Source organism: Ralstonia condita (assembly GCF_958405655.1).
Taxonomy (GTDB): domain Bacteria; phylum Pseudomonadota; class Gammaproteobacteria; order Burkholderiales; family Burkholderiaceae; genus Ralstonia; species Ralstonia condita.
In genome coordinates this window covers 71,991-95,437 of sequence record NZ_CATYWO010000002.1, presented here as the reverse complement: position 1 = coordinate 95,437, position 23,447 = coordinate 71,991, and the positions used below count along the sequence as shown (strand labels likewise).

General features: G+C 61.9%; 17 protein-coding genes and 1 pseudogene. 8 read left to right on the top strand and 10 right to left on the bottom strand.

The annotated features are described in order from the left end of the window. Window positions 1-84: 84 nt before the first annotated feature. Entirely contained in the window at window positions 85-1,194 is a 1,110-nt protein-coding gene (locus tag R2N03_RS06965) for a flavin monoamine oxidase family protein (RefSeq protein ID WP_316656766.1), read from the bottom strand. Continuing rightward, on the bottom strand, window positions 1,188-1,868 hold the full coding sequence (locus R2N03_RS06960; RefSeq protein WP_316656764.1) for a cupin domain-containing protein: 681 nt from the start codon (window positions 1,866-1,868) through the stop codon (window positions 1,188-1,190). The genes R2N03_RS06965 and R2N03_RS06960 overlap by 7 nt, the downstream gene beginning before the upstream one ends. A gap of 268 nt (window positions 1,869-2,136) precedes the next feature. Here R2N03_RS06960 and gcvA point away from each other — a divergent pair, with 268 nt between their 5' ends. Continuing rightward, window positions 2,137-3,051, top strand: a complete 915-nt coding sequence (gene gcvA, locus R2N03_RS06955) for a transcriptional regulator GcvA (protein WP_316656761.1) — start codon at window positions 2,137-2,139, stop codon at window positions 3,049-3,051. Window positions 3,052-3,135: 84 nt separating this feature from the next. Here the strand turns inward: gcvA and R2N03_RS21010 are convergent. Next, window positions 3,136-3,288, bottom strand: a pseudogene (locus R2N03_RS21010) (type II toxin-antitoxin system HicB family antitoxin); the annotation flags it as partial. Window positions 3,289-3,427: 139 nt separating this feature from the next. Here R2N03_RS21010 and R2N03_RS06950 point away from each other — a divergent pair. The 3 genes from R2N03_RS06950 to R2N03_RS06940 all read left to right on the top strand — a co-directional run bounded on the left by R2N03_RS06950 (window position 3,428) and on the right by R2N03_RS06940 (window position 10,173). Then, window positions 3,428-3,754, top strand: coding sequence for an EthD family reductase (locus R2N03_RS06950; RefSeq protein ID WP_316656759.1), 327 nt, complete (start codon window positions 3,428-3,430; stop codon window positions 3,752-3,754). 929 nt (window positions 3,755-4,683) lie between these two features. Next, window positions 4,684-5,934, top strand: coding sequence for an EAL and HDOD domain-containing protein (locus tag R2N03_RS06945; protein ID WP_316656756.1), 1,251 nt, complete (start codon window positions 4,684-4,686; stop codon window positions 5,932-5,934). A gap of 489 nt (window positions 5,935-6,423) precedes the next feature. After that, the gene (locus tag R2N03_RS06940; RefSeq protein WP_316656754.1) at window positions 6,424-10,173 is read left to right on the top strand and encodes an EAL domain-containing protein; all 3,750 of its coding nucleotides are present in this window, start codon (window positions 6,424-6,426) and stop codon (window positions 10,171-10,173) included. A gap of 359 nt (window positions 10,174-10,532) precedes the next feature. On the opposite strand, the gene R2N03_RS06935 is transcribed toward R2N03_RS06940, so the two are convergent. Next, complete coding sequence (locus tag R2N03_RS06935) at window positions 10,533-12,077, bottom strand: methyl-accepting chemotaxis protein (protein ID WP_316656752.1); 1,545 nt, start codon at window positions 12,075-12,077, stop codon at window positions 10,533-10,535. A 377-nt stretch (window positions 12,078-12,454) separates the two neighbouring features. Between R2N03_RS06935 and R2N03_RS06930 the strand changes: the two genes are divergently transcribed. Beyond that, window positions 12,455-13,315 carry a CHAD domain-containing protein gene (locus R2N03_RS06930; RefSeq protein ID WP_316656750.1) on the top strand — a complete coding sequence of 287 codons (861 nt, stop codon included), beginning with the start codon at window positions 12,455-12,457 and terminating at the stop codon, window positions 13,313-13,315. A 202-nt stretch (window positions 13,316-13,517) separates the two neighbouring features. Continuing rightward, on the top strand, window positions 13,518-13,961 hold the full coding sequence (locus R2N03_RS06925) for a hypothetical protein (RefSeq protein WP_316656748.1): 444 nt from the start codon (window positions 13,518-13,520) through the stop codon (window positions 13,959-13,961). A gap of 383 nt (window positions 13,962-14,344) precedes the next feature. Here R2N03_RS06925 and R2N03_RS06920 read toward each other — a convergent pair whose 3' ends face one another. Then, entirely contained in the window at window positions 14,345-14,929 is a 585-nt protein-coding gene (locus tag R2N03_RS06920; protein WP_316656745.1) for a PAS domain S-box protein, read from the bottom strand. A 683-nt stretch (window positions 14,930-15,612) separates the two neighbouring features. Here R2N03_RS06920 and R2N03_RS06915 point away from each other — a divergent pair. Further along, window positions 15,613-16,062: a hypothetical protein gene (locus R2N03_RS06915; RefSeq protein WP_316656742.1), complete on the top strand. Its 450-nt coding sequence runs from the start codon at window positions 15,613-15,615 to the stop codon at window positions 16,060-16,062. 126 nt (window positions 16,063-16,188) lie between these two features. Here R2N03_RS06915 and R2N03_RS06910 read toward each other — a convergent pair whose 3' ends face one another. The 5 genes from R2N03_RS06910 to R2N03_RS06890 form a co-directional block, all read right to left on the bottom strand. Then, entirely contained in the window at window positions 16,189-16,800 is a 612-nt protein-coding gene (locus R2N03_RS06910) for a glutathione peroxidase (protein WP_316656740.1), read from the bottom strand. Between the two features lie 119 nt (window positions 16,801-16,919). Further along, the gene (locus R2N03_RS06905) at window positions 16,920-17,855 is read right to left on the bottom strand and encodes an SOS response-associated peptidase family protein (protein WP_316656737.1); all 936 of its coding nucleotides are present in this window, start codon (window positions 17,853-17,855) and stop codon (window positions 16,920-16,922) included. 147 nt (window positions 17,856-18,002) lie between these two features. After that, window positions 18,003-19,253 carry a sensor domain-containing diguanylate cyclase gene (locus R2N03_RS06900; protein WP_316656735.1) on the bottom strand — a complete coding sequence of 417 codons (1,251 nt, stop codon included), beginning with the start codon at window positions 19,251-19,253 and terminating at the stop codon, window positions 18,003-18,005. A 130-nt stretch (window positions 19,254-19,383) separates the two neighbouring features. Then, a complete protein-coding gene (locus R2N03_RS06895; protein ID WP_316656732.1) occupies window positions 19,384-20,160 on the bottom strand; it encodes an EAL domain-containing protein in 777 nt (258 codons plus the stop codon). A 387-nt stretch (window positions 20,161-20,547) separates the two neighbouring features. Continuing rightward, a complete protein-coding gene (locus R2N03_RS06890) occupies window positions 20,548-22,248 on the bottom strand; it encodes a M30 family zinc metallopeptidase (RefSeq protein WP_316656729.1) in 1,701 nt (566 codons plus the stop codon). A gap of 308 nt (window positions 22,249-22,556) precedes the next feature. Between R2N03_RS06890 and R2N03_RS06885 the strand changes: the two genes are divergently transcribed. Beyond that, complete coding sequence (locus tag R2N03_RS06885; RefSeq protein WP_316656726.1) at window positions 22,557-23,420, top strand: LysR family transcriptional regulator; 864 nt, start codon at window positions 22,557-22,559, stop codon at window positions 23,418-23,420. Window positions 23,421-23,447: the final 27 nt, after the last annotated feature.

The following is a 23,447-nucleotide window of genomic DNA, read 5'->3' as shown; positions in this document are numbered from 1 at the left end:
TTCTGCTCATGCAGGGCGACGGTTTGCGAGGTGTTTTGAGTGCCGAGCGCCTGGCAACGGCTTGCCAGAAGTGTTCCGGGGTCCTTACGTCGATATTGACTCGAAGCGCGCGAGCAATGCCGCCACACCGCGCTGCGCAGCATCCAGCGCGCCGGCCGCATAGCCCGAAAAGCGCGGCGACCATTCACTCGCAATGCCAATCAGTCGATCTTGCCAAGCCCCCGGCGGCGTCGCCGGCAGGGGTAGGCCGTGATGGTGCGGGCCAGGGTTATGGTCGGCGATGACAGCGGTGTAAGGGTCGCTCGCCCAGTCTTTCAGGAACTCGGCCTTGGGCGCACCCGCTTGATCTCCAAACAGCCGCACCAGTTGGGCCCGGCAATGGCCGAGCAGCGTGGCCTCCAGGGTTCGGCTCCGCACCTGCGCCGGCACGCCCAGAAAGCCGAACAGCGCACCGCCATTGGTGTGCGCCGATGCGTCGTGAATCTCGGCCAGTGGTCCGACAGCGCTGCGCGCCTCGCCGGAAAGGCCTTGCGCGCGCCAGAACGGCGTGTCGAATACCGCCACGTACTTGGCATGTGGCGCCATCCATGTATCGCAAGACTGCCATTGCCGAGCGGTCGCCTCCGGCAACATCGGCGCAAATTCGATGGTGCTCGATGCCAGCCGCGGCGGTACGGCGAGCAGCACGTGCCCGACTCGATGGCAGAGCATCGAACCGAGCGCGTCGTAAGCTTCCAGCTCAATGCAGTCTCCCAAATGCCGCAGCCTGCGCACGCGATGGCCGGAGATGCTGGCTGCCGGCCTGAGACGCTCGTACAGGGCATCCGTGAGCGCGGCCATGCCACCCACTACGCGAAGCGCCTCCACTGCGCTGGCATAACCTGGCGTACGGACGGGCGCGCTCGTCAATGAACGCTCGATCACCATGTCTCCCGTCTCGAACTGCGCAAAGGTCTGCAGCCCCAGCGCGTTGACGACGCGCGCCAGGTCCGGATTCAGGGCCGGCCAGAACCATGTCGCGCCGAGGTCGTAGCGCGCACCTGAGGTGTCTGCCTGCAACGACATGATGCGGCCGCCAAACGTATCGCGCGCCTCCAGCAGGACATAGTCGTGGATACCTTGTTGGTCAAGCAGCGTGGCCGCGTAGAGGCCGCTCAGGCCCCCGCCGATGATCGCAATGCGCGTCGTCAGCATGAGGCCCCCTGGGTCTCCTTGCCCGATGACAAGTGGCCTGTCTTGAGGTACGCGGTGGCGCCCCGGCGACCGGCGACGATGGCCGGCCAGTCGCCCGGCGGCAGCCGTATCCAGGCGCCTGGCTCGTACTGGCGCGTGCCTTCATGTAGCGAGCCTTCCAGGACAAACAACTCTGCGCCGCCGGCCGGCTTGCCGAACAGCGCGATGCCCGGTTCGAGACGTTCAATGGAAACGTGCTCGGTTTGGCCGACATACAGCACGCACGTATCGCGCATGTCCGCGCGAGTCCAGCGGGCCGGGTCGCGCGTGTCGATGCGCACGGGCTCGTGCTCGTCGTCGGACATCTGCTGCAGCTTCACGAACAGCAGCGCGCCCTCGTCAGTCGAGGGCTGGTGGAACGAGCCCGGCGGGTTGCGCAGATACCAGCCCGCAGGATAGCGGCGCTCGCCTTCCATGAACGTACCAGCGATGACCAGGATCTCTTCTCCGCCCGGATGCGGATGGGGTGGAAAGTGTGAATCCGGAGCGTATCGAACCACGCTGGTGGCGCGCGCCTTTTCCGTACCCACCCGATCCAGCATCACGCGGTCTACGCCACGCTGTGGCGAGGCGACCCACTGGTACTGGTCCGGCGTGACCATTGCACGCTGAGAGAAATTTTGACGAATGAGCATGGCAAGGGGACAACCGAGCAGAGCGCCGCCAACCAGGACCAGGGGGGCACCGAGCCCCGACTTTCTTCGGGTGTCGGAGCTGCCGCTGGCCGGGCTGGCAACCGTGGAAGAAAAACTATGTATTCGTATTCGGGATCAATCCAGCCGTGGCGACGAGCATTGACTTGCTCTTGCCAGATGAAAACACGGGTTTAGTGATTGTTCGATCAGCCGAGCCAAGTCGCAACTGAGTTAATCTGCGCCTTCCTAAAAGAAAATCTATCTAAAGATGAGGCTTCCAGCCCACCTGAATGCGCTGCGTGCGTTCGAAGCCAGCGCTCGACATCAAAGCTTCTCGGCTGCCGCGACAGAGTTGAACGTCACTCCGGCGGCGGTCGGCCAGCTTGTCCGCAGCCTGGAGGAGTCGCTCGGAACGCTGCTGTTTCATCGGAGCAGTGGCGGCCGGGCGCGGCTGCTTCTCACGGAAACCGCGCTGCGGGCGTTGCCGGACATCCGCGCAGGATTCGAACGATTGAGCCTTGGCGTGGAGCGGCTCAAGGAGGCTTCGGCGAACGGCGTGCTCACGGTGGCGGTCAGTCCGGCCTTTGCGGCCAAGTGGTTGTTGCCGCGCATCGATCGCTTCCAGGCGGCGTGGCCCGATACGGATGTGCGGCTCGATACCAATCTCAAACCAGTCGACTTCGTCGCCCAGGGGATTGACATTGGTGTGCGGTATGGCGCGGGAAATTGGCCCGGTCTGGTGGCGGAAAAGCTCATGGGGGAGGAGATCTATCCCGTCTGTTCCCCAGCGCTCCTCCGGCAGAAACGACGGCTGCGCGTCCCCGCGGATCTTGCCAGGGCAACGCTGATTCATGACCTGTCGGTGGATAGTCATGCTGGATTCGCATCGTGGGATGCCTGGCTGGAGAAAGCAGGGGCGTCGACGGTCACCACCAACCGCGGCATGCGAATCAACAACTCTGCTGCGGTACTGCAAGCAGCCATCGACGGTCATGGCGTCGCATTGGCGCGTAGCGTCATGGCGCGGGATGATCTTGCCGCAGGGCGGCTGGTGCGGCTGTTTCCAGAAGTGACGTTTACGTCTGCACTGGCTTACTACGTGGTGTATCGCGCCGAGTGTGCCGGCCTGTCCAGGCTTGGCGCTTTTCGCGACTGGGTGTTTCGCGAAGCGGGAAAAGAATAGACAAATCTCGCGTGTGGATGGTGATTGCAGCGCATGAAAACCTTGCGCGGAGTCGGTCGACGTTTCGCGATGCGCTGTCCGGGTTTGCAGACGACCCGCGAGGGCTTCGCGCGTATTGCGGATCGCGTCATCGATGGCATCGCCCCACGAGTGCGCGCGGGGAATGTCTCGGACCGTGTCGTCATAGGCGCCTGCCTCGTCCTGGTGAAGCGCACTGGGGAAAACGGTTGCGCGCAAGGGTCATCCGTGCGGTCCGCCTGGTCTGACGGGAAGCGAGCGGAAGTCCCATGCCCCGTCGACTCGAGACGGTTATGATCATCGGCAGTCACGAGATTTTCTCGGTGACGTCGACGTCAATGATGGCAAGGAGAACTGCATGATCAAGGTCAACGTGATGTACCCGTACACCGAAGGCGCGCGCTTCGACCACGACTACTATCGCGACCGGCACATGCCGATGGTGAAGGCCAGACTGGGCAGCGCCTGTGCGTACTACACCGTCGAAAAAGGCTTGGCAGGCGGAGCGCCCGGTACACCGCCCGCCTTCGTGGGGATGTGCGCGTTGATCTGTGATTCTGCCGAAGGCTTCCAGGCCGCGATGCAAGTACACGGCGCGGAGATCCTGGGCGACATCGCCAACTACACCGACATCGCGCCGGTGCTCCAGATCAGCGAGGTCGTCGTCGAGCGGTCGGATCGTTGAACGCACCCGATCGCGTCTGACGACAAGACCATCCCTGCAGCCCCGCCGCAATCCCATCCGAAATCTGCACCGACGCCCGCGCAAGGTCAGTCAGCGCGCGGGCGCGCTTGTGCCGGACGCTGCCGGCTGAGATGACGACGACCACCTCTTTGGCACCGTGGGCCTGTAAGGCGATGAGCATGCCGGTGTAGGAGGCTGCCCGGTAGATTTGTTGTTGAGCAGCTGCAGCGCGCGCTCGACGTCGGCGGGGGTAACGGTTCGGGGCGAGGTTGGCCAATGTGCGGGCGGCGGCGGGCGCGGTGTTGATGCGCGGTGGTGCCATGAAGTGGCCGGTCTTGCAGATGGCCAGCCAGCCGATGAACGTGGCTGGACGGCCCCGAATTGGGGTCTTTTAAGTTATACGAAGATCAGAAATAGACGTTGCTAACAAGAGACGCCTGTAAGCCCTCTGTAAACATACAAGAGGCGCACATCTTTAAGTCGCTCCGTACGTGCACCACGCTGCACATCGTTGCGAGACGCGAGGCCGGGCTTCGTCGCTAATGGAAAGTCCCCATCTCCGTCCATCTCGATCCAAAGGTTTAGAGCGAAGGGAGCCACCCGGCGGCCGCAAATGATCCGGGCACGTACCCGGACCCGGTCGCAAACGATCGCGGCCCTTGGCAGGCGGGTGCTGTGGCGTGCACTGACTCCCCACCTGATCGCGCGTCAATTGCTTGGATCGGCGTCAATGCGCTGCGCTTGCGATCCATTATTTCGATCGTTGTTGCGCCGAAACTTTTTTTGCCTAGGCCTTTTGTAGCGTCAGATCACCACGCCCTGGCTTTACGCTCGGCAGCAAGCCAGCTTGAACAGCGCGAGGTTGAAGCGGCTGGCAAACGCAGCCGCTTTGTACATGACAGAGAGCGGCGTTCGCGCAGGAGACATTCATGAATGCGCAAATAGACGCAGAGCCCAGACAGGCGTTGATCGCGCGCCAGCCCATCGTTGACCGCAGCGGCGCGCTGGTCGCATACGAGCTGCTCTTTCGACGCGAGTGCGCCAGTGTGACGGCGACGATTGACGATGGCGTGCGGGCAACCACCAACGTCATCCTGAATACGGTCAGCGAGTTTGGCGCCGACCGTGTCCTGGGAACGATGGGGGGGTTCGTCAACATCTGCCAGCAGTGGATCGACCGCGAGCAGCTTGCCGTGCTTGCGCCAGAGCGATTCACGCTCGAATTGCTCGAAACGGTGGAGTTCGACGCCGCGACCATCGCGGAGTGCAAGGCGCTCCATGAACAGGGCTACGCACTGGCATTGGACGACGTTGTCGATCTCTCGTCGGTGCCGCGCGAGGTGCTGGATCTGGTGGACGTGGTCAAGGTCGACGTCAGCGTGACGCCCGCCCCGGCGATCGAGCGCATCTTGGCCGATGCAAAGCGCAGCCAGTGGAAAGTCCTGGCCGAAAAGGTGGAAACGCCCGAGCAGTATGCGCAGTTGCGGCAACAAGGATTCGACCTCTTCCAGGGCTTCTTTTTCGCGCGGCCAGAGTTGCTGGCCCAGCGGCAGTTACCCAAGTCTGCGAGCACCCTCTTGTGCCTGTTGAAGCTGCTCGCGCAGGACCCGTCCATTGCCCAGCTGGAGGCGCTGGTCAAGAAGAGTCCGGTTCTGTTGACCCGGTTGATGAAGCTTGCGCAGTCGGCCGCCTATGGCAAGTCAGACGGCGAGACGTTGACGGTATCTGAGGCGATCATGCGAGTGGGAATCAAGGCGCTTTCTCGTTGGGTGCAGCTTCTGCTGTTTGCGGGGGACTGCGAGGTCGATCTTGCAGCGAACCCGCTGTTTCAGATGGTGGCTGTGCGGGCCCGGTTTATGGAGCTGCTGTCGGAGGCTGTGGTGGCGGGCAATCGCTCGATGTCCGATGCGGCGTATCAGACGGGGGTGTACTCGCTATTGCATGTGCTGACAGGGCAACCGCGTGCCGAGTTTCTTTCTCAATGGTCGATCCCGGCTGCGCAGCGGTCTGCCATCGAGGCAGGCAACGGAACACTCGGTGACATCCTGCGCATTGCTGAAGCCATCGATCTGGACCGCAGTCCCGCAGATGCCATCGCGCGACTTGGCTTGTCCGAGCGGACGATCATGGCGCTGCACTATCAGGCGAACTTTGGCGTTGCGCAGGACTTGCGGGCTTGATTGCTCACGCGCCCGATTCCGCCATCCATCCATTACCGCAGTTAGCTCCGCACCCCCCAGAGGGGCTGACTCTTGCGCTCGCTTCCCCGCGAGCGTTTTTTTCGTTCCGTGGGCTGCTGTGCTCCGCTGATGGGTTGGCCGGAGCCGGCAGCGGCTCCCGTTTTTTCATGCTCGCATCAGACCCGGCTCAAGCGGGATGCGATCGAGATGTCGGCGGGTAGTCGGAAGCGTCGTTGGCCGATCATGCATGCGCCAGCGATCGCGCGGCATATCCGGGGCGTTTGCTGGCTGCGAATCCTTTCTTCCGGGCCATCATGGATGGCCAGTAGCGAACCGTTACACCGGGAAAACCATCAGTCCTCGCAGCCGACGCCGACACCACGGTGCAAGTGTTGCGGCTGATCGTCCAACATGTGTCGCTTCAGTGTGGCGCCCATCCAGGAGGCGCAGATGTTCGCGCTATCGCGCCGCTCCATCTTTGTGTAATGTATGGAGCAAAACAAAATCAAGAATCAAGCCGTCTTTTCATGGCAAGCGGGGGCGCGTGTGGTGAGTTATGTACGAATCAGAAGTCTTCATACGCGAATCTTCCTCGTCATATGCACAGCGGCGTTCCCGTTGCTCATCGGGTCTAGCTATTATCTGTACAAGCAAGCTGACCTTGTGCGCAGTGCGGCGCGCGTAGAGGCCAACCAGTTTCTCAGGCTCGCTGCAGAGTACGCACAATCGGAGATTCTTGGGGCGGGCGAGGCGCTTGCCGCCATTTCGGCAACACCGGCCATACAAGACCGGAACTGGGCGCTTTGCGATGCGTATCTGCATAGACTTGTCGCCCAGCGCGCCGACCGCTATTCCAATATCGGCGTGGTCGGCCTGGACGGGAACCTGCTGTGTAGCGGGGTCCCCGCATTGACAGGGACGTCACCCAATTTTGCCGATCGCAGCTATTTTCAGCGTGCTCTGAAGCGCCCCGGTTTGGCTGTTGGCGACTATCAGATAGGGAGGCTGACGGGGCTGCCGGCGGTCTCTGTCGCCACGGCAATGCGCGATGAAGCTGGAAGACCTTTCGCTGTCGTTTTCGCGTCGTTGAAGCTGTCATCCCTCGAGCGCGAGAGCCCCAACACGGTCGACAGCGAGGCGCGCATTGCGGTTCTCGATCGGAATGGGTTGATTCTGTTGGCTTCGGATCCGATGATCGGCCGGGTTGGAGAGCCACTTCAGGGCTCCACGTTGCGCGAAGCCTTCATGGCACGCTCCACCGATGTTCGCATCGCAGCGGACGCGAAAGAGCCCTTCCGGCTGTTCGGCTCCATGCCAGCGGGCCCCCATGACGACCCATCGGCAATCACTGTTCTCTACACGTCCCATGGGTCGATTGTTTTCGCCGGCTTGTATCGCGAATTATGGCTGCGGGCGCTCGCGGCGCTCGCCTTGATTGCGCTCGCGGTCAGCGCTGGGTGGACGGGCACCAATGCATTGATCGGAAAGAACATTCGCCGCATCGCTGACGCCGCCGCGCGCTTGCGAGAGCGCGATTTCCGCACGCGGGTTGCCCATGAAGTTTCGGGTAGCGAATTCCAGCTGATCGCGGTGCAACTCGGCGAAATGGCGAAGGAGTTGGAACTGCGAGAGCGCGATTGGATGTCCTCGATCGAGCGGCAGTCACATCAGGTCGACCTCTTGAGGCGGATCGCGCAAGCCGAGCCGCTCGACGGCATTCTTCGCTCCCTCTGCGAGTTTGCCGAAGAGCAGGTGCCCGGTGCTCAGGCATCACTGCTGCTCGTCGATGAGGACCGGTATGTCACGCGCTACATTGCCCCCAAGCTGCCCGAGACGTACTGTAAAAACCTCATTGGCGCCCGGGCGATGAGCGGTGCGGGCTCTTGCGGCACGGCCATTACGGAGCGCAGGGTCATTGTCTCCGAGGACATCGAAAGTGACCCTTTATGGGCGGATTTTCGCGATCTCGCTACAGCGCATGGCTTGCGCGCGTGTTGGTCTTACCCGGTCATCTCAACCGGAGATCGCGTCTTCGGTTCATTTGCGCTTTATTTCAACGAGCAAAGAGCGCCAAGGCCGGACGAACTTCCTGTGAGTCGAATGGCAGCGGAGCTCGCCGCAGTCGCGATTGACCGGTACCAGACGGGTGAGGCTCTCGCGCAGTCCGAGGCGGAATACCGTTCGCTCTTCGAGACGAATCCTTATCCGATGTGGGTTTCGGAAAGAACGAGCGGAAGGTTTCTCGCGGTCAACGATAGCGCCATCCAACACTACGGGTTCTCTCGTGAGGCGTTTCTGGCTTTGCGGGTGAGCGACCTGGATGCGCCAGACCGCCAGGCCGACGAGCGTGGACCGACCTCGGCAGGCGGCGAGGCACCGCCCGTGGCGGCAAAGGGCGTAGCGCTGCATCGTGATGCGCGAGGAGACACGCTGGAGGTGGAGGTCGCTTATTTCCCGATCCGCTTCCAGGGAACGCACGCAACGCTCACGCTCATTTCGGACGTGACTTATCGGAGCGCGCTGACTCACACCATTCGCGAGCAGAAGGAGTTCTTCTCACTGCTGATGGGATCCACGATCGAAGCCATCTGCGGGTTGGATGAGAACGGATGCTGTACGTTCGCAAATGCCGCCTGCGAACGACTGCTTGGCTACTCGGCGAAAGAGATGGTCGGCAAGCCGATGCATGCGCTGGTACATGGCAGACACGAAGACGGCTCACCTTATGAACTCGCCTCGTGCCAGATTCAGAACAGCATTGCTTCGGGGACGCATGTCCATGTCGATAGCGAGGTGTTCTGGAAGAGTGATGGTACGTCCTTGCCCGTTGAGTACTGGGCGTATCCCATCGTGCGGGACGGCCGGGTGGCCGGCTCGATCGTTACCTTTATCGATACGACAGAGCGTCGCAGGCAGCAGGCCGAGCTACGTCGTCGCGCAACATTCGATGACTTGACGGGGCTGTTGAACCGTCCGAGCTTTGTGGCCGCGCTCGAGGCTCGACTGCAGCGAGCGGACGTCCACGAGCGCCGCCCCGTGATCGCCATCCTGGATCTTGATGGATTCAAGGAGGTCAATGACTCCCTGGGGCACGCAACGGGGGATCAGCTCCTTCGTGGCGTGGCTGAACGGCTATCGGACCAGCTGGGTCCCAACGCTGACGTCGGCCGTTTGGGAGGAGACGAATTCGCCTTCGTCATCGATGAGGGCCATGGTGCTGCAATCGTGGCGCGCATCGAGGCGGTGATGGAGTCCATTCGCCGACCGTTCAGCATCTCGGGGCTCGACCTGGCGATCAATGGCAGCGTCGGTGCCGCCCGATATCCGGGTGCGGGGGTTGACGTGGACACCCTCCTGCGCAGTGCGGATGCAGCCATGTACGTGGCCAAGAAGGAAGGGCATGGATTCACGCTCACGGACAGAGTCGATGCCGGAACGCCACGCCCGTTTTTGCTGAGTGAATTGCGGCGGGCGCTGCAGGAAGAGGAGTTCTTCCTGCTGCTCCAGCCAATCATTCCGCTCCAGGGTCAGCCGCACTTCGGCTTCGAGGCCCTCATCCGCTGGAACCATCCGCGACTCGGGGTTGTGGGCCCAGGCGAGTTCATGCCGATGGTTGAAGTCAGCGATCTCATCCATCCGCTCACGGACTGGGTCATCGAAACAGCAGTCTTGCAATTGAAGTCCATCATCAACAGATGGCCCAATACATTCGTTGCCGTCAATGTTTCGATGCGCAATCTGATGGATCAGAACTTCAGTTCGCGTGTTGAAAGCTTGCTTGAGAAACACCGCTTCCCGACGAACCATCTCAAGCTCGAGGTGACGGAAAGCGCTGTCATGGCAGATCCCGATCGCACGCTGCGAGCGCTTGGAGAACTCCATGGCTTGGGCGTCAGGATCGCAATCGATGATTTTGGGACCGGGTATTCCTCTCTCGCTTACCTGCAGAAGCTGCTGGTGGATGACCTGAAGATCGATCAATCCTTCGTGAGTGATCTCTCCGAAAGCCACGCATCGAGGACCATTGTTCTATCCATCATCTCGCTTGCGCACAGTCTGGGCATCTCCGTGACGGCGGAGGGTATTGAGTCGGAAGAGAGCATGCAGATGCTTCGCACGGCTGGCTGCGATTTTGGGCAGGGGTACTACATCGGACGTCCAATGCCGTTTGATGCGGTGGACGGCTGGTTGAAGTCGGGCGTCCTGTTCAACGAATCCGTGGCGGGCGAAAAGCCCTGAGATTGCGGGTCGTGGATGCATCGCCTCAAGAGAATTTCCGCCACCGCTTGCAGCGACTTGACCCGACACCAGGAAACCGTACCGTTGAGCGATTGAGCATCCGGCATGCATCTGCACGATGCTGCCTTGACGGTCGATTCAACGACACCGGAAACCTCCAAGTCTGGAAGGTGCTGAAGCCGGTGCGGGGGGCACACGAGGATTGCAGTGCCTGGCGAGCATCAACGGCGGCGTCGTCATGCTCACAGCCGTTGCGCACGCAAGGTGCCGGCAAGCAACGGACTGCCTGGCGCCGGCCACAGGTGCTGCCTGCCCCTCAAGCGCATGAGCGGCTCGTTGCGTTGCTGGTAGCCTGTCGGTCAGGCAGCCACCGTGGCGCCCCTGAGCCTGAAAACAGCGACTGCGCGGCGCAGCGCGTCCGCCTGATCGGCCATTGCGCGGGCCGCTGCAGAGGCTTCTTCAACCAGCGCAGCGTTCTGCTGGGTGACGTCTTCAATCTGGCCCACGGCAATGTTGACCTGCTCGATGCCGGTGCTTTGCTCTGCGGATGCCGAAGAAATCTCGCCCACGATCTCGGTCATGCGATGCACCGAGACGACGATATCGTCGATGATGCCGCCCGCCTCCTGCACCAGCCGTGCGCCGGCTTCCACACGTTCAGTCGATTGGCCGATCAAGCTCTTGATTTCCTTGGCTGCCGAGGCGCTGCGCTGGGCCAGCGTTCGCACTTCACCGGCTACTACGGCAAAGCCCCGGCCTTGCTCACCGGCGCGAGCGGCCTCAACCGCGGCGTTCAGCGCGAGAATGTTGGTTTGGAAAGCGATGCTGTCAATGACGCCGATGATCTCGCCCACCTTGGTGGAACTTTCCGAGATGCCTTGCATGGTCTGCACCACGTCGCTCATCACCTTGCCGCCGCGTGCAGCGGTGTCCGAAGCGTGACCGGCGAGCGTGCACGCCTGCTCGGCGTTCTCCGAATTGCGGCGCACGGTCGAGGTCAATTCGCCCATGTTGGCGGCGGTTTGTTCCAGTGAGGCCGCTTGCTCTCCGGTGCGCGAAGAGAGGTTGAGGTTGCCCGATGCGATCTGCGAGCTGGCTGCGGCCACGCCTTCGGCATTGCGGCGCACTTCGCTCACCACGCTGGCGAGACTGATCTGCATGGTCTTCAGGGCGCTGAGCAGTTGGCCGATCTCGTCAGTGCCGCGCGCTTCAAACGGGTGGGCCAGATCGCCCTGGGATACCGCGCTGGCCACGTCAATCGCCTGTGCGAGCGGCCGGGTAATGGTCCGGCTGAACACAAAGGCGCCGGACAGTCCCAGTCCGAACGCTGCGAACATCAGTACGGAGCTGACCAGAAGGGCGGTATGCGCCGCTTCGGCCGTCTTGGCCGAGATGGCCGCGCTTTCCTTTGCAATTTCCTGGGCCGCCTCATCCAGCAGGCGCGCCGGCTCACGGTCCACGCCTGCCACGATCTTGTCGCCCACCGTGGGATCGAACGAGGCGGCGACGAACATATCGTGGCCCTTACGGTAGCCGGTGCCCATGGCGATGTGGGCTGCGGAAAATTGCTGGATCAGGTCTCGACTCTTGCCGGGCGGCAGCGAGTGCTGCAGTGCCTTTGCCTGGTCAGCCACATCCTGTTCTCCCTTCAGGAAGGCGCCCCAGTATTTATCGAGCTTGACGGGGTCCTCACCGCGCAGGAGCGTGTCTTTCCATTCCTGCACCTGCGTCTTGAAGGTCACGAGCATGTTCGTCACCGCACGCTCGTCGGCCACGCGAGCCTGTACCGTGGTGTTGTACTCGACGATGGAGTGGTTGAGCGAGGCGATGCCGTAGATGGCTCCGGACAATATGAGTGTCAGAGCGAGTCCAAAGGCTAAGGGCAGTTTGGTCGACAGTTTCATTGCGTGTTGGATGGCAACGTCGGCGTGGCAAGGTGTTCGCCGTGACGTTCTGATATCGGCCGATCTGCGCGTCACTTGAGAGAATTGGTAGCAGTGCTCGATTGCTGCAGAGAGACATGCTGCGTAGGTCGCTCGGTCTGGATGGACGCGGCAGTCCTCGGCGTCCGTCCTGTGTTCGCGGTTGATAGGCGTCAAGGCCGATGCCAAGGCCTCGGCTAGAGTTGGCTTACAGTCTTGTGACCAATGCATCTGGCTTCAGTCCGCCTCGCCATGGGCCCCTGAGGCCGCACGCGCAGCAGCAAGCCACCCGCATGGATTCGATTAAGAGATTGAGCCGCTCGCTGCAAACGGTGCGCCGATCTCGGTAAGCAACGACGATGACCCATCCCGCCGCATCCTCCCCTTTGCATGCAGATGCACCGGCCCTCGCGATGTTCGCTCGGCTGGCTGCGCCTGAGATCGCGGTATTCGAGCGCTGCGCGCCAGAGTATCTGCTGAGCAACGATCCCGAGATCGGCCATCAACTCAGAGTCGCGATCCGCCGGCTGAGGGCGCTGCTATGGGCCTATCGGCAACCGTTATCGAAGGCGCTGGCCGACGAATGGCGAGACCGGCTCGGCGATGTCGCGGCACAAATCGGGCCTCCGAGGAACTGGGACATCATCATCAACGTGCTGCTGCGTGCCGCGGTTCCGCCAAGCCAACCGACCGCATTGATCCTGCTCGAAGCGTTGGAAGACCTCAGGCAACGTGCCCGGGCCGAAAGCCGCACCGCCTTCAACAGCCTTGAGCCGGATAAGCTGATGATCACCTTCGCCGAAGCGACGGCGCGGACGGCCCAGGCGGCGCCGGAGAACGGTGAGACGCTCGGGAAACTTGCGCACGCCAGCATTGCGGACGCTTCCAGGCGGGTCGCCAAGGCGCTTCGTCGCGCGTCCCGCGGCGGCTTGCAGGAATTGCATCAGACGCGCATCCAGATCAAGCGTCTGCGTTACCTGCTTGAGTTCTTCTCGCCGGTGCTTGGCAAAAAGGACATCAAACGGATTCGGCGGCTTGAACAGCTTCAGGACGCCCTCGGAGAACTGAACGATGTGGTTGTCGGTGCAAGCTACCTCGCGCGTGTTCCCGTCAGCCCCGAGTACGCGACAGCCCACGAGATGTTCGTGCGGTGGCTGAAAAAGGAGAAGAAGGCGAAGCGGCGCGCGGCCATTACCGCTCTGCGGCGCCTCCACCTATAGCCTTGGACATGGCGCTCTCGCATGTCGATCAGATCGGGTAGTACGCAACCGATTCCGCAAAAGCCGCGCGTCACGCCGTTTGTTCTTCGCAGGCCCTTGGCGCACTGAGGTCGGATCGGCGTACCCGGATTCTGGCGCAACGGAAACTGTATATACTGTTTTCCGGACGATCAGAAAAAGGAGTTGGGAAATGGATCTTGACATGGCCAAGCAAGCGACAACGGATCAGCCCGCGTCCACCAGCGCTGCAAGGAAGGCTGCCCGCACCAAATCTGCACGGAGCATGGATGCACGAGCGTCGAACGCCAGCACGTCAAAGGCGGAGGCAGCGCCTGCCGCACGCGAGCAGAACGCAAAGAAGGGGAAGCGCGCCAATGATGTGGTGAACCTGCCGGAAGCTTCGTCCGACAAAAAACCGAAAAAGGCCAAGGTCATACGTGACAGTTTCACGATGCCCGAAGAGGACTATCGAAAGCTGGCCGAACTGAAGGACCGGTGTCTCGCTGGCGGGCAGAAGGTCAAGAAAAGCGAACTGCTGCGCGCTGGCCTCGCCTTGCTGGGATCGCTCCCCGCAAAGCGGCTGCTCGCGGCAGTGGCAAGCGTCGAGTCGGTCAAGACCGGCCGCCCCGCAAAGCCCCAGGCGTGATTGCCCTCAATCCAACGGTTGGATGGAGGCGGTAGTCGAAGGGATAAACGCAGCCATCTGGCTGCACGTGGCGAGACGGCGGGGGAGCTGTCTCGCCGCCGCGCCAAATGACACGCAAGCTGTGACAAGATCCTGTCACATACGCCATGTTGCGGGCTCCAGGGCTGGAGTCCATCCGGAGCGACGCCTCCCCTTATGAGGGGCGGCTCTGGGGGGCGGCAGTGTTGCGGTGAGCGTCAGGTCTCACGATGGGCCGCCAATCCTCGATTGCCGATGCGCTCGAAGCGGGCGACACCCGGCAACGCCTCCAGCCGGGGCGCATCCTTTCCCGACGACAATCGGATGATCTATACCGATGCGTTGGCAAAGCCATGCCGATCGCGTCAGTGTTTCAGCATCTCTTGAAGCCAAAGGCTCATCAGCCCCGCGCGGCCACGCACGCCGAATTTGCGATAGATGCTGGTGATGTAAGAGTGGGTGGTCGAAGTGGCAAGGCCAAGCTGGTCCGCGATCTGTTTTTCCGCGGCCTCGGTCAACAACAGGTGCAGCACCTTGCATTCGTGAGGTGCCAGATGCGCCTTCAGTTGCCCGAGATGGCTAAGCTCGGACGGCGTCCGCAGTGCGGTGACATCGCGTGCCACGCCAATGCGCAACCGATGTTCCGTGCTCCACTGCGCCGACCACGATAGGTGAACATCGGCGCCACGCTGGTGCCGATATCGATTCTCGAAGCCGGTGCGCTTGGCGCCTGCCCGAACGCGCCCCGCTTCCGTTCGCGTCCTGTCGCGGTCGTCCGGCGACACGAGCTCGAGAACGAATTGGCCGACCAGCGAGGAAGGCTGATATCCAAGGAGGTCTTCCCACACTGAATTCGCGTAACGAATCCGCCCGACCTCGTCCACCAGGAAGACAGCGTCCGGAAGACTATCAGCCAAGGCGATCGCGCTCACTTCATTGAGGACTTCCATGGTCTGCCCGCTTTTGATTGCACTACAAGATAATCGATGGTCGGCCGCCAATATCTCAATATTCATTATCGGACATGGCTGTAATCGTCGGCAATGGCACACGTTTGCACGGGCCTGCCGTCGTTTGATTTTGCCACCATTTTCCGACCGTCGGATTCGTTGGCCCGACAGGCGAGGTGGCCAGCCCGGTATGAGTGGACGGTCGGAGTGTCAGCCGCAGGGCAGATACCTGCCCTCTGATTAGCAGGGTGCCAATCCGTGCCACGTCTGTTACCGTCAGGATGCGCATGTCGCGTTAGCGTCATGCCAGACAAGAATGTTCAGCGCCCGCGTATTGCCACGAGAGCAAAGCGGGAAGAAGAACGGGGATGCCTGCAAGTCATCTAGCCGCCGCAGGCCAGGACCGATTCGTGGACGGGATTTGACGTCTTTCGGGTTCGGGGTTTGGCGATGTTGCACCGGCGCTGATTTGCAGGTCAGCATCAACCCAAGGTTGATGCAAGCAAGATAAGAACGATTCACGCTTATCTGAAGAGTGGGGGGGTTCTCATGCCTTTGGCTGTCTCCAATCCCGTGGCGCTACCTGCGCCGCGGGTTTTGGCGGTCAGCAGCGGCGGGGAGGTCGGGGTTTCTACATCGGAGAATAATAAAAAAGCCTGATTCGATTTGGTGCCGATACCAGTATGGATTTGATTTGCAAGGTCGAGTTGTACCAAGAGAACGGGCACTATTTCGCAGTGTTGGTGGCGCCAGAGGCGATGTGCTCCAGCACTGGGCGGAACATAGCTGAAGCGTTGTTGAATTTGGGACGATTCATATCGGACGAGGGCCTTCCTCAACGGATCGGCTTATCCCTCCATTCAGAAGAACGGGAATCAAGGAGCCAAACGGCGCAGGCGACGGTTGATCCCCGCGAACTTCCTGGTTACGTTCCTCTCGTAAGGCACCTTCTCAACGAGCGCTTCGGCAACGTGACGTTGCGCGAGCTGTCAGACAAACTGGGCTTGGTTGGGGTCACGCCGCAACTGCTTTCCTCTTCTATCGCGGGCAAGGGGGCGAGGCGCGTTCGCCATGCAATTGCCGAAGCCCTTGGAGAGGCCCCGGATGTTCTTTGGCCCACCGCACGTCACTGACGAATACCGCACCCCACGCGTGGCGGGGCGCTATCTGCCTTGCCCTTGTGCATGAATCGGCGCCGGTGACGCTGGCTGAATACCTGGCCAAAACGGGCGAGTATCCAGCGCAGTTTTCCCTTTCGACTATTGGGCAAGCAGTTGATCGAGCTTGGCCAGAAAATCCTTATCCGACGGTTCGGTCATGCTCGAGTAGTAAGCGACGACGTGGCCAGATCGGTCGATCAAATATTTATTGAAATTCCAGGACGGAGCGTGCCCGGTCTGCTTTGCCAGTTGCTGGTAAAAGGGATTGGCATCGCTGCCGCGTACGGCTGTCTTTGCGAACATCGGAAAGACGACGCCATACGTGTTGTAGCAGAAATCCGCGATATCCTTGTTTTTGCTTTTCTCTTGAAAGAAATCGTTGGATGGAAATCCAAGGACAACGAGCCCTTTGTTCTTGTAGTGTTCATGCAGGGCTTCAAGCCCTTTGTACTGGTAGGTAAATCCGCAGTAGCTTGCGGTATTGACGACGAGCAGAACTTTCCCCGCGTATTGGCATAGCGACTGGGGCTTTTCGTCTTGAAGGCGCGGGAAGGTGTAGTTCAGGAGAGCAGGGCAGCTGGCGGGCGTTGCAGGGCTTGCCTGAAGGGCTTGGGGAGGGGGTGCCGTCGTCGTGGTTCCCGTTGCAGCGAGTACGGGCGCACTGAGCATGACCAGCAGGGCAGTGATGAAAACGGGTGTGCAGAATTTCATGCCGACTCCTGAGATGAAGCGTGTAGCAAAGCTGCCCGCTTGACGCTTCGAACCGCGTCGCATGCAGTCTTCTTCTGCCATCGCAGAAGGACTTCGTTTGATTGTGCGGATGCGATGTTCTACGTCTCGACACGGTGCGTGTAGCGCGCGATCGGGCAGTCATCCAGGATTCTATCCATTGCCGCCAAATCTTGCGCTTGCGGGTTCAGCCACGCATCAATGTTCTCCGGCTTGATCGGTACCGGGCAGCGGTCGTGCCCGGCCTCGGCTATCTCGGGCGGCGGATCATCGGTGATGATGGCGAACGACAGCAGATCTTTCTCGCCGGGCTTGGTCGCGCGCCAGTGTGACCACACGCAGGCGACGAGCAGCGTCTGCGGTGGGTCGGGGCTGAATTCGAGGATGACGTTTTTGCCGTCTGGCCCGGTCACGTTCTCATAGAACGCGTCGACCAGGACCAGGCCGTGCGTGTGGCCGTACTGGCCTTTCCAGAAGCCGCGCAGATTGTCCCGGCGGGCGTTGTAGGTGCCAGGAAACTGCGTGTCGTAGAAGGCCGGCTTGCCGGCGGGGCGGCACTGGTAGCGCATCGGTTTAACGACGCGCCGCCCGTTCTCCATGACCATCACGGGCGCGTACCAGCCGGGGAAGATGCGCGAGTCGCGCGGGGTGAGTTCGGTGCGCTTGAGTTCTTCGAGCTTGCCTTTGGCCCAGGCGATCTTGTTGGTGGCAATGCGCACCTCTTCTGCGGCCTTCTTGGTGGCTTTGGTGGCCAGCGCTTGCTGGGCTTTCTCCAGCCGCTCGGTCTGCCTGGCGAGCTCCTGCAGGAGCTCGAGCTCGTCTGCGGCCAGGCGGGCGCGCAGCACTTCGGCGATCTGGCGTTCTTCCTCGGTCTCGGCGGCCTTGAGGAAGGGCGCGGTCATGGCCTTGGGCACGCGCATCTTCGGGTTGTCGAAGTATTCGTGCACCATCTTCGCGAAGTCATCGAACGACATGACGGCGCCGTATTCGCGTACGAAGCGCTGGTAGTCGGCCTTGATCTGAGCGGAGTAGCACATGGGCGCACACCCTGGTGGTGGGTCAGCCCATGATACTGCGCGCCAATTGATGACTGAGTGCTCAGTGTCCGGGTGGCCTCACGCTACGCGCTCCTCTCGGGAGCCAAGCCCTCGATGCAGCAGCCTGCCGCATGCGGGGTGGACCCATCACACTGCAACGGATAGCCGGTTGCGTCCGCTACGTTTCGCGTCGTAAAGCGCCGAGTCAGCACGTGAGATGAGCTTGTCGATCGCTTCATCCGGCGCCAGCGTTGCGAGCCCGAGCGAAAGGCTCAGCGAGCCGACTTCCGCGTCTTCATAGGCGTTGACGCGATCGCGAATACGCTCGGCGAGGTCGACGGCGTCCTTTTGCGCGCAGTCTTCGAGCACGATCATGAACTCCTCGCCACCCCAGCGGATCACGGCGTCGCGGCTGCGAACCGCTTGCTTCAGCAGGCCGGCCAGCTCGACCAGTATGCGGTCTCCGGTAGGGTGGCCGAATCGGTCGTTGATCTGTTTGAAGTGGTCGATATCGCACATGACCAGGGTGAGCGGATGCTCCAGCGTCCGGGCGGTGATGTAGGCCTCCGCGAGTACCTTCTCGCCGTGGTGGCGATTGTGCAGGCCGGTGAGTTTGTCCTTGGTGGCCGCGCGCAGCAGGGCCTGCTCGCGCTCTACACGTTTGGTGATGTCCTTGCTGACACTGACGTAGTGGCTGATGCAGCCTTTCTCGTCGAAGATCGGCGAGATACTTTGTTCTGCGTGGTACAGCGTGCCGTCACGACGCCGGTTGATGAAGGTAGCGCGAAAGTCTCGACCGCTCGCAAGCGAGCGACGCATGGCCGCGTAGAAAGTCTCGTCGTGCTTGCCGGACTTGAACAGGGCGGGCGTGCTGCCCTGGATCTCGTCTACCGTGTAGCCCGTGGACTTGGCGAAGGCTGTGTTCGCGAAGATGATCCGGGCGTTTGCGTCCGTGAGCATGACCGGGTCACTGGTTGCATCCAGTGCACGTGCGAGCAGCCTGTTCGTGTGTTCCGCCTGCACGTAGGCAGAAATATCCTGCTGCACCGAGACGAAATTGGTGACCCGCCCGCTGTCATCGCGAACGGGCGAAATGCTCCAGCGAACGGTGTAGCTTGAACCGTCCTTGCGATAGTTCGTTGTCGTGCCCTCGAAGAATCGCGCTTCTTTCAGGCAGAGGCGAAGTTCATCGATCACATTCGGATCGGTTTTGGGTCCCTGCAGGATCCTCAAGGATTGACCGTGTAACTCGTCCAGGGAATAGCCCGTCATGGCGAGGAACGCCGGATTGGCAAATTGCACGCGGCAACCGGCACCGACATCGGCATCGGTGATCACGATGGCGTTCCACGCCTGCGTGATGGCTGCCTCGAATAGCGTTAATAGTGGTGTGCTCATACGCTGCCGCGCTCGGTTGGACTGTCAGGCAAGATGGAGGTGAATCCGCCCCAAGACAACCAGGCAGATAGACCGCAAGGTGGATAGGCGTCGCGCTGGTCCCCAGCCCGTGCAGGAATCGGTGGCGGAATCAGCGCGTGTTGGCGATCGATGGCATGGCCTTGAACGCCGGCTTCGCGAACAGATAGCCTTGCATGAGCGTGATGCCCGCGGCAGCCAGGAAATCGCGTTCCCCCAGTGTTTCAATGCCTTCGGCAATCACGCGGATCCCGAGGTCGTTGCAGATATTGAGCACACCGCAAACGATGCGCTGACGCACAAGATCCGTATCGATGCCTCGGACAAGCGCCATGTCGAGCTTGATCAGGTCGGGCTGAAAATCAGCAAGCAGCGTCAGCCCCGAGTGGCCCGCGCCGAAATCGTCAATGGCGGTTTGGAAGCCGAACGACTGATACGCGCGGAAGATCTCCAGGAGGTGAGGCCGATTGATGATGTCTTCGCCCTCGATGGTCTCGAAGATGATCCGGTTGATCGGAAAGCCAAATTTCTCGGCCGCCTCAAACGTTGTGCGGATACATGCAGCGGGTTGGTATACCGCATTCGGCATGAAGTTGATGGAGAGGAACGTGTCCATCCCGATTGCTGCGGCCTGCTCGATCGCAGTGGTGCGACAGCGCTGGTCAAACCGGTAGCGCTTTGCGTCGTCCACCTGGCTCAACACCGATACGGCAGGCTCTCCGTTGGGTCCACGGACCAGTGCTTCGTGTGCATAGGCGCGGCCCGATCGCTGATCGACGATCGGCTGGAACGCAAAGGCCATCTCGATTGCCGGGCCATCATCGGAGCTGCATCCGGGGCACCGAGCGTTTGGTGCCGATGGCCGACTCGCGCCATGGATCTGAATCATCTTGGCAAGAATGAGTAATTGAAGATAAGCGACGGCCGCACGTGGGGAGTGCGCGGACGTTGGACGCGGAACAGTGCCTGCGGGGCAGGCTGGTGTGGCGCCGAATTCACTCAAGGACGAGTCCGACGCCACGACGGGATCAATGCAAGCGACCAACGCGCTTACATCACGGGGGAGGGGGGACGCAGATGATAGACCAATTGCCTATGACGCGCACTCGTGATCGCGAATGCATCAACCCAACACCGCGCCTGGCCGGCCGCGATCGGCTGGGTCGGACCAGGTGGTTCCACCCGGTCCGTCCAGCAGAACGCGCCGGGCGATCCATCGCGTGCGCAGGCACGGAGGGATCTCCCCGGCGGTCCGTAGCCTGTCAGGCGTGCCGACTCAATTGGCGATGATCGACACCGTCGAGTAGGCCGGCACCGTGATCGTCTCGCTGTAGGTCCCCACCTTGGTACCGCGCGCGACCGGGAACTGGCCGTACCCTTGCAGCGTTGCCGGGACCGAGGTCGGCAGGGTGCGCTGGCTGCTGTAGTTCGGACCGTTGAGCGCCGGGATCGAGAAGCCGCCTTCCGCGCGTGCCGGATATGCGAAGCCGGACGGACTTCCCGGCACCGGCAGCAGTGCCACGGCTGTGCCCCAGCGGCTCAGCGCATCGCCCAGGCCCATGCCGCCGCCCGCCTGGATGGCGTTGTCCAACATCGCCGACGAGTCCGTCGAGGTGAAGTTCGCAAGCAGGTTGGTGAAGTACGCAATGCCGTACTGGCGCAGCAGGAAGCCCCCCAGGCTGCCCGATATCGGATACCCCGGGCACGTTGAAGACAGCGACGGATCGAACGCCGTGAGCGGGCAATCGTAGGCGCTCTGCAGCCAGGCCGGGAAGCGGCTGTCGCGCACGTTGTCGTAGCTGGGGTCGATCTGGCTGGACAGAAGGTCTTCCATCGTCATCGCCGTCATTTCTTCCAGCCACGTGCCATACATGGTCTGCGAACCGTGCAGCACGCCGCGCTGGTAGAAGTTGGCCATGTGCGTGAACTCGTGGCCAAGCGTGGAAATGACGGTATTCAGCCCGCTGGTGCCGCCCAGGTAGATGGTTTCCGAATCCACATACAGCGACAGCGATTGGTTCGACAGCGGCTGCGCACTGGTGGTGAAGTTGTTGCGTGCCCAGAAGTAGCCGACGCGGCCGTAAGGCTGGCCATCCGGCTGGATGTTGAGCACGACGACGTCCAGCGCCTGGTTTGGATCGATCAGGCTGGCGGAGCTGGAGTAGCTGCCCCAGGGCTGACCGGTCAGCGAGGTGGCCAGGGTGTAGACCGATTGTCCGCCCGAGGCGAACTTGGTGACCAGCGTGTCGATGATGCTGTCGGAGATCTTGCTGGTGCCATATTCCGAGTCCTGCACCCAGAGGTTGACGATGCGGCCGTCGGTGGCAGTGACCTGCTGATGCAGCGTTGCCGAGATGACGACAGCCGTCCCATCCGGTTGCTGATGATTCCACGTGCGCTGTGCGCCGACGCTGGCGACCGATTGCGGGCGCAGTAACGTGTCATTGGACATGCCTTGCGTCTTGAGCGGCCCGGCCCCGGTGGCATAGCCGTCCAGCGCATGGGCGTTGAAGTCCGCGATCTGGCGGTCGAACGCGGCGTTTCCGTCATTGCCGGCCACATCGGCCGCAGGTTTTGCGATCGGCGTGCTCGTGGTGTTCAGCAGCCCAAGGCCCGTCAGCGAGATGGACGGCATCGGCTGGGCCGCCGCGCCCTGGTTGGTATAGATCAGCGTGAGGTTCTGGCCTTTGAAGCCGGCGATCGACACATTCACCGTACCGGCCGTGCCGCCCGTATTGGTGGCTTGCCACACGCCCACGCCGGAGCCGGCGTAGGTGTTGCCCAGCGCGCCGCAGTTCGTGCCGCTGCAGGCCGGTGCCAGGGTGATGCTGGCCGCCGCGCTTTGCGGCGTATTCGATGAACCGCCCCCCGAACTGCCACCGCCGCCGCCGCACGCGGCCAGGGTGCCTGCTGCTGCCACCATCATCGCGATGGTCCATTGCTTCGTGCCGTGCACGTTTCTGCTGCTGCGTTCCATCCACTTCGCTCCGAATCCGAATCCTTGCATACGGTCGGCTCGTGACCACACCGCGCGGACGGATTCTGGCGGGGAAGCGTCGCATTCGATCCGTGGAAATGAGGGCTTCACCGCCCCCAATTCCCCCCCATGTGGGGGTGTCGCCACCCATCCGTGGGCGAAAAGGTGCAAAAAGTCGTAGCCCGAAGGTGTAGAACCAGAAAACGGATGAGGGTGGCCAGCGTCACTTTGGTGACAGGCGGGTCCGCTAGAATGGGCCGCCCTCCCACACGCGGCGCAGCAGCAGGCGCCGGATACGCCACCCGCCGATGCTCGTTGCGCAGCTCAAATCGTTCTTCATGGTCGCCCGGCTGGGCAGCATCACGCTGGCCGCCAGGCAGCTCGGGTTGTCTCAGCCGACGGTGACGTCACAGGTTCGCGCCCTGGAAGAGGCGTATGGCGTGGAGCTCTTCTACCGGGGCGGCCGGCGACTGGCGTTGTCCGATGCGGGCGTGCGCCTGATGCCGCTGGTCGACCAGCTTGTGCGGCAGGAGACCGAGATCGACTTCTTCCTGCGCAACTCCGGCGACATGGGCGCGGGTCACCTGCGCATTGGCGCGACCGCGCCGTATTACGTCCTCGACATCGTCGACCGATTTTGCAGAAGCCACCCCGGCATCGACGTCAGCATCGAAGCCGGCAACTCTGTGCAGATGCTCGAGGCACTGCAGGAGTACCGCGTGGACGTCGCGTCGTCGTCGCAGCGGGTGGACGATGCGCGGTTTCTGCGCATTGAACTCGCGCGGGACCCGCTGGTGCTGGTGGTGCATCGCGGGCATGCGCTGGCCGCGCAGACGAGTGTGCCGGTGGCCGCGCTGTCCCAGTGCCGGCTGCTGGTGCGCGAGGTCGGTTCGACCACGCGGGCCATGACCGAAACGATGATGGCGCAGGCTGGCGTCACGGCGGCCTCCACGGTCGAGATCGGCAGCCGTGAATCCATCCGCGAGGCCATCATGCGCAACCTGGGCGTGAGCGTGATCGCCCGTCAGGAGGTGCCGAGCCACGCCGATCTGCGTGTGCTGCCTTTCGAGGGCGGGGCGCCGGAGCTGAGCGAATACCTTTACTGCCTGCAGGACCGGCGCGACGCAAGGCTGATTGCGGCGTTCCTGAGCGAGGTCCGCCCGGTCCGTTAGCGACCGGACCAAAATCCGGAAATGCGC

Excerpts from the sequence above, each read along its gene's own strand:
- R2N03_RS06965 (WP_316656766.1), bottom strand. The coding sequence starts at position 1,194 with ATGCTGACGACGCGCATTGCGATCATCGGCGGGGGCCTGAGCGGCCTC.
- R2N03_RS06960 (WP_316656764.1), bottom strand. The coding sequence starts at position 1,868 with ATGCTCATTCGTCAAAATTTCTCTCAGCGTGCAATGGTCACGCCGGAC.
- gcvA (WP_316656761.1), top strand. The coding sequence starts at position 2,137 with ATGAGGCTTCCAGCCCACCTGAATGCGCTGCGTGCGTTCGAAGCCAGC.
- R2N03_RS06950 (WP_316656759.1), top strand. The coding sequence starts at position 3,428 with ATGATCAAGGTCAACGTGATGTACCCGTACACCGAAGGCGCGCGCTTC.
- R2N03_RS06945 (WP_316656756.1), top strand. The coding sequence starts at position 4,684 with ATGAATGCGCAAATAGACGCAGAGCCCAGACAGGCGTTGATCGCGCGC.
- R2N03_RS06940 (WP_316656754.1), top strand. The coding sequence starts at position 6,424 with ATGGAGCAAAACAAAATCAAGAATCAAGCCGTCTTTTCATGGCAAGCG.
- R2N03_RS06935 (WP_316656752.1), bottom strand. The coding sequence starts at position 12,077 with ATGAAACTGTCGACCAAACTGCCCTTAGCCTTTGGACTCGCTCTGACA.
- R2N03_RS06930 (WP_316656750.1), top strand. The coding sequence starts at position 12,455 with ATGACCCATCCCGCCGCATCCTCCCCTTTGCATGCAGATGCACCGGCC.
- R2N03_RS06925 (WP_316656748.1), top strand. The coding sequence starts at position 13,518 with ATGGCCAAGCAAGCGACAACGGATCAGCCCGCGTCCACCAGCGCTGCA.
- R2N03_RS06920 (WP_316656745.1), bottom strand. The coding sequence starts at position 14,929 with ATGGAAGTCCTCAATGAAGTGAGCGCGATCGCCTTGGCTGATAGTCTT.
- R2N03_RS06915 (WP_316656742.1), top strand. The coding sequence starts at position 15,613 with ATGGATTTGATTTGCAAGGTCGAGTTGTACCAAGAGAACGGGCACTAT.
- R2N03_RS06910 (WP_316656740.1), bottom strand. The coding sequence starts at position 16,800 with ATGAAATTCTGCACACCCGTTTTCATCACTGCCCTGCTGGTCATGCTC.
- R2N03_RS06905 (WP_316656737.1), bottom strand. The coding sequence starts at position 17,855 with ATGTGCTACTCCGCTCAGATCAAGGCCGACTACCAGCGCTTCGTACGC.
- R2N03_RS06900 (WP_316656735.1), bottom strand. The coding sequence starts at position 19,253 with ATGAGCACACCACTATTAACGCTATTCGAGGCAGCCATCACGCAGGCG.
- R2N03_RS06895 (WP_316656732.1), bottom strand. The coding sequence starts at position 20,160 with ATGATTCAGATCCATGGCGCGAGTCGGCCATCGGCACCAAACGCTCGG.
- R2N03_RS06890 (WP_316656729.1), bottom strand. The coding sequence starts at position 22,248 with ATGGAACGCAGCAGCAGAAACGTGCACGGCACGAAGCAATGGACCATC.
- R2N03_RS06885 (WP_316656726.1), top strand. The coding sequence starts at position 22,557 with ATGCTCGTTGCGCAGCTCAAATCGTTCTTCATGGTCGCCCGGCTGGGC.